At 59.5% G+C, this 2558-nt stretch carries 1 protein-coding gene; it reads right to left on the bottom strand.

What is annotated here, in order from left to right:
* Positions 1-2368: tape measure protein (locus F2P46_RS35495; protein ID WP_166899187.1), on the bottom strand; the 2368-nt coding region annotated here is incomplete at its 3' end.
* Between the last annotated feature and the right edge of the window lie 190 nt (positions 2369-2558).

Genomic DNA, 2558 nt, shown 5'->3' with positions numbered 1-2558 from the left:
GGTACGCCTGCGACATCGTCCCGCTAAAGTCAATCGCCTCAGCCAGTGCGGCATTCTCATCCTTCACTGATGCCAAGTGCTCATAGCGCTGCGCTTCCAGATCGGCAAGGGCCATCTTCCCCAGCCCAATCTGATCGTTGTGGTCTTTCTGTGCCAAGGCATCGGCACGTAGCTGCATCGTCGCCTTGCTTAAGCTCTCGGCCACTTCAGCATTTGCGGCGGACGATTTCTCAGCCCAGCTCACATCGGCCGCACGGGACGCAATCAGCGCTTCCTGGGCTGCGACATTAGCGATCTCTGCGCGAGTGTTTGCAATCGACGCATTAGACAACATGTTTTTGCTGGTCTTTATCTCGGCGTTCAGCTTGATTGTCATCTTCTGCGATTCCGACAGCTTGTCGTAGCCTTCCAGCTCGAGCTTGTTGGCTGCGACTTTTTCGGCGATCGAGGTCATCAGATTCTGATAGGCGGTTGCTTCGGCCTTGATCGCGGAAGCGTTGCCCTTGTCTGCATACTTCTCCCGGATTCTCTTGACCGCCTCGTCATAACCAGCAACCTTGCCTTTTGCGCCTTCAATCGCCTTGAGCTCAGCATCCCTCTGCTCATTTTTGGTCGCATATTCTTTCAAAACCGCGTCAATTTTTTCCTTGGACGACTGGACCGCGACGGCGGCGCCGGTCTTTTCGACCTTCTGCATTTTCTGCGAAAGCTCCGCAATGCTCTGCATGGTCTTTTCGCGTTCGCGATCGATGTCGTTGTTGCTCATTCCCGTTTTGTTGGGGTCGAACTCGCCCGTGCGCGTATTAAGTGCATTCAAACGCCTCGACGCTGCGCCCAGCTGGTCGGTTACCGGAATGGCCTTCTCAGCGGCGGCCGTCGTCATGCCCAAATTTTTCAGGCGCAGCAGTTTTTCGTTCTTGTCGATCTGCTCGTCGAGCCCCTTGACGATGCGCGCCTGGGCCTCGTCGAACGATTCAAGCGCCTTTTCGCTCGATTCTTTCGCGTCCTTGCCCCATTTCGACCATGCCAGGGCGCCCAAGCTGAGCGCCAGTATGATTGCGCCAATAGGGCCGCCGATGAGCGCCAGGCCGCCGCGCAGCACGCCCACGGCCCTCGCTGTGAACGTGGCAGCGGTCGCCTGTGCGGTAATTGCCGCCGTGTTGGCGAGGGATGCAGTGGTGGCACCATTGGCGGCCACGGCTTGGGCCGCGAGCGCGAGCGCATGTGCCTCGGCAGCGGCGGCGGCGCGGAGCTGCGCGGGAATCAGTCCGTTCTGGACAATAGCCAGTTGCGTGGCGCCGCTGGTAGCCAGAACAGCGGCACGAAGTTCGGTCACGCGCGCGGCGGTGAGGTTGGCAGTACTGGCCGCCACTTGCATATTTGCCTGTGCTTCCGTCAGCTTGGCTGCGGCGGCAACTGCTGCCGCCTCTGTCGTCGTTACAGCAGCTTGCAGTGTGGCGGCGGCGAGCGCGCGCTTCGCGGCTGCAGCTGCATACGCGTCCGTGACCAGCGTTGCGAGCCAGTTTGTCGCCTTGATCGCAATCATGGTCGACATCGCCCAAGCGACGCCGGCGAGGTTGCTGGACAGCAGGCCGATGGCGCCCGTCAGGCCGGCAACTGCGCCGCTGGCGTTCGCCTGTACGCCAACCATCTCCATCAAGTTGTTCTTCAGAACAGTGAAGGCGCCGGAAATCGTTTGGACTTGGGCAGTCTCTTTTCTCACCTTCTCCAACGCATCCGGAAGAACAGTGGCCATTACATTAGACGTAATCTTTCCCTCTTCGGCCATCTTTTTCAAGGCGCCAACTGGAAGGCCCATGCCATCCGCCAACGCTTTCATAAGGCGCGGTGCCGCCTCATTGACTGCGTTGAATTCTTCACCGCGCAGAGTGCCCGACGCGAACGCTTGGGACAGCTGCAGTTGCGCGGATGCTGATTCCGATGCGCTAGCGCCAGATACTTTAAGGGACATATTGACCACCTCAGTGATCGCGGCAACTTGCTTTTGCGATGTCCCGAGCTCGCGCGTACCATTCGCAATCCTGGCGTATAGCACCCCGGTTTCGGCAAGCCCTTGTTGCGATGTGGTCGCAATTCGCTTTACGTCGGCATACGCTGCCGCATACTCGCGCGCTGATGTCGAGGCCAATCGCAGCTGTGCCGTGAACTTGGCGTATGCGTCCGACATCTGCACAAGCTGCGACAGACCGACGCCGGCGGCGATGCCGGCCAGTGCCGCCTTCGCCATGTCAGCGGCACGGCTAATGCTGGTGGTGGCGTCGCCAACCACACGGCGCGCGCTATCCATATCGCGCTGCAGCCGGGCGATATCTGCCCTCAGCCTGATTTCCATGTCTCCGACGATCATGATTTTCCTTAAATTCTGTGTCAAAGAAAAGGCCAGCGCGAGGCTGGCCTAATCGAGGAATGCTCTAATTCGCTGTCGGTTTTCAGCGCGCAGTGCTTGCGCGTACCCGGCCTCTGCTTGGCTGAATGGAGGCTTGCAGTCGCGCTTGGTCGCGCGGTGCGATTCACCGAAATACTCGCGCGACAGCCTG

Source organism: Massilia sp. CCM 8734 (assembly GCF_011682155.1).
GTDB lineage: Bacteria > Pseudomonadota > Gammaproteobacteria > Burkholderiales > Burkholderiaceae_D > Telluria_A > Telluria_A rubra.
Note: the sequence above shows the minus strand (reverse complement) of the source record. Positions and strands in the feature narration are given on the sequence as shown.